Source organism: Pseudoalteromonas sp. SG41-5, assembly GCF_014164495.1.
Taxonomy (GTDB): Bacteria; Pseudomonadota; Gammaproteobacteria; order Enterobacterales; family Alteromonadaceae; genus Pseudoalteromonas; species Pseudoalteromonas rhizosphaerae.
The window spans coordinates 1-3,275 of record NZ_JACJFH010000185.1 but is presented as its reverse complement, the minus strand read 5'-3'; the positions used below and the strand labels follow the sequence as shown (position 1 = coordinate 3,275).

The 3,275-nt window shown below is 41.1% G+C and carries 3 protein-coding genes; 1 reads left to right on the top strand and 2 read right to left on the bottom strand.

What is annotated here, in order from left to right; translation table 11 throughout:
• Together H5232_RS22650 and H5232_RS22645 are read right to left on the bottom strand one after the other, a co-directional pair.
• On the bottom strand, positions 1 to 766 hold a 766-nt coding region (locus H5232_RS22650; RefSeq protein WP_259400185.1), incomplete at its 3' end, for a cysteine peptidase family C39 domain-containing protein.
• A 41-nt stretch (positions 767 to 807) separates the two neighbouring features.
• Entirely contained in the window at positions 808 to 2,808 is a 2,001-nt protein-coding gene (locus H5232_RS22645) for a TolC family outer membrane protein (RefSeq protein ID WP_182740705.1), read from the bottom strand.
• 231 nt (positions 2,809 to 3,039) lie between these two features.
• On the opposite strand from H5232_RS22645, the gene H5232_RS22640 reads away from it, so the two are divergent.
• Positions 3,040 to 3,275, top strand: a 236-nt coding sequence (locus H5232_RS22640; protein WP_182831574.1) for a hypothetical protein, incomplete at its 3' end; no start/stop codon positions are given.

Here is a 3,275-nt window from a genome sequence, read left to right as displayed (position 1 = left end):
CCGCCGGTGTAAGGCGGTTTTTTAACTTCATACCCAGTAACCGCTCCAAAATAACTGCGGAGACTTTTACGGTGATACGACTTGGTGCGAGGTCGACAAAATAGCTGCGTAATAACCTTAAAATGAAGTCGGCGGTCAGCGCGATTAATACGCCAATGGCTAATACCCATAGTGTTTCAACAGCTTGATTTGGTACCACTCGATCATACACGTTCATAACAAATAATGGCATCGCAATTGAAAGTACGCCTAGTGCAATGGCTGAAATAATCACGTCTTTATACAAGGATCGACATTCTTTTATCACGCCCCAAAACCAGCCGTCTTTAGATAGTTTTTGCAGCACTGGCGAGCGGGCATCAAAGGTGAATTCAGGACGTGTATAAATAACAATATCAGTGGCATTTTTGCTCAGATCTGTAATTTGTAAGGTTACTGCCGAATCGCTGAGTTCAGGGTAAATAACTTCTACGGTGTGTAATTGCAGATCCAGTGCAGTGATCACACAGGCTTGATTATTTTCTAGTAGTAAAATAGCGGGTAATAATGCCGTATTGATTTTAATAAGTTGTTTATTTACAACTTTAGTTTTAAAACCAATGCGTTTTGCAGCCCTTGAAAAACCAGAAGGAGTAAGATTACCTTGCTCAAGAGGAAGTCCATTTAGCAAGGTTTCGCGGGAAAATTCACGATCATGGTAGTGGCATAAAATTGCTAAGCAGTCGACTAAAATACCACCATGACCGATTTCATCATCTATTTCCATATAGCTTCCAATATCACTTTATATTGTTTAACTAGTTCAGATTAATAACTTGCCGCAACAAAGCTATTGCCAGTTTCTGTGTCTGTGATCACAGCTTCAATACGGCGGTTAGCGGCGTTAGCTCGAACAGAGATCTCATTAATTCTTGGTTTATCTACTCCATAACCGAGTGACTTAACCCGTTTAGGGGCAACACCGTATTGCTGAATTAAAATTTCAGCCACGGAGAATGCTCGTTTTTCTGATAGTTTTTTATTGTAAAGAGCAGGCCCTTCGAGTGAAGCATGCCCTTGTATTTCAACATTTTTAGATGGGTGTGATTTTAAAAAATCAGCGAGGCGTGCGATTTCTTGCAAATACTCAGGGCGCACAACACTTGAATCAGCCACGAACGGAATACCGATCTCGACGTTACTAGTATTACTGTTGTATTTAGTGCAGCCTTTTTCATCTACTTCAGTCAAGGTTGGGGTCGAAGGGCAATCATCTTGTTCGTTGGCAACACCGTCATTATCATCATCACTAAATGTACTGCTATTTAAGGTCGGTGCATTGAGATAACTGGGCATCGCAGTCATGCTCATATAGGCGTTATCTTGTTGGGCTTTTTTTTGCAAAAATGCTTGCCGATTGATTGTTGCTGCAACATCGTATTTAGGGCAGATAAACTCGGCATTATGGGCAATAGTATCATCTGTTAATTCAGTGATTTTCGGGAATTTGTCTGAGCTTACATTAAGTGTCGGAAGTAGTTTTCCCATTTCTGCTAGCATCGCTAATATGGCACTTTGACGTTCATAAAGTGCTGCTGTATAGGAACGGTTTGACTGGAATGACTCGTTTTCTGCATCCAACACATCTAATAACGTGCGTTGACCAATATCAAATTGATCTTTATAGGCAACTTTTACTTTGTCTGATGAGCGGCGATGCTGGTCAAGGGCTGGTAATTTACTTTCAAGTACTTTGACATTGTTATAAGCAACTTGCAGATTTTGACGAATTTCGATACAGGATTGATCTCGCTGGTATTTTGCAATATTAACTTCTTGATAAGCTTGTTCTAAATTAGCGCTATCGAGGCCCCCGTTATAGAGATTGTAACGTACATCAATCCCAACCCGGGCTTCGGTACGGGTTTGATTAAAACCAAGTTCATCGCGATCTTGGGAGCCATATCGGGCGGATAAATCAACCTTTGGATGAAAGGCGGATTTCTGCGATTGGGCATTTGCTTGCTGCGCTTCAATATTGTAGAGCGATGCATAAAAATTTGGGCTGTTTTTATAGGCAATATCAAGAGCTTGATTAATCGAAATGGGGATGCTGTCTTCATTTAATTTTGCAGCCACGGTGCCTTGCTGAGGAAGTTCGCCGACTATGCGTAAGTAGCGTGCGCTAACATCATGGAGATTTGCGTATTCAGTCATTACATTTGATTGTGCAAGTGATAGGCGGCCGCTGATCTGTTCAAGATCGGCAGCTCTTGCAACTCCAGCACCAACACTTTGCTCAATTTGCTGATAAACCGATTCATGCTCTTGAAGATTTTTTTGTGCCAGCTCAACTAACGTGGTGAACTTCTGTACATCAAGGTAGGCAACGCTTGCTTGCAGGGCGGTTTGCTCTGCTTGGGAGAGCATTTCAAAATAGCGAATGAGCTGAATTCGCTCAAAGCGTTTAACTGTATTAGATGTTTGGAAACCATCATAGAGCATTTGTCGTAATGTTAACTCTGCCGTATTTCGATTGTATTCATCTTCTACGCCGTAGTTGCGCTTTTCATAGCCGGCACTGATTGATGCGTCTAGGGTCGGTAAATACCCAGATTGTGCTGCGTCAATGCCATAAACAGATGCTTTAAAAGCATGCCAAGCTTGCTGAACTTCTGGGTTGCTCGCAATCGCTTTGTCGGCTACATAAGTTAAAGGCATGATCGAAGTTTGTTCTGCATAAAGATTGGGGGTAAATCCATTTGCAGCTAAAACCAAACCAATTAGAGTTGTAAATCTAGTACCGGTAAAGTTAGTTTTCTTAGCCATTTCGTCCTCTTAGATCCAAATTTATGGGCAATTAAATTTAGTTTTAGACAACGAAATCAATTTGTGCAAATAGAACTTTGATAAAGCACAAAAATTAATTTCTACCAGTTTTTTAATCTTTTAATACAATTTTAAAAATTCAAAACCTGTACTTTAGTCCAGTATCCTTTTGGCTGTGATGTCCTAAATTTGAGTAATACAAAGGTATAACTCTTGATTAAAGGCAGCAAAATGGACGCAAATCAATTACTGATCATAGACATTCAAGGCTCAGCTGGGATTGTTTTAGAAGATGGTTCAATTGGGGCATTATCGTTGGGGGACGAGCTGTCGGTTGGTGATGTTATTATCACTGCTGAGAACTCCTCGGTTATGATCGATATCAAAGGTATGTCTCTGTCTATTCCGGCCAATCAACGGGTAAGAATCACCCCCGACCTTGTTGCCGAAACGACCCGCGATAGCTC

Bases quoted from the DNA above. Each gene is read 5' to 3' on its own strand.
- H5232_RS22645 (WP_182740705.1), bottom strand. From the start codon at position 2,808: ATGGCTAAGAAAACTAACTTTACCGGTACTAGATTTACAACTCTAATT.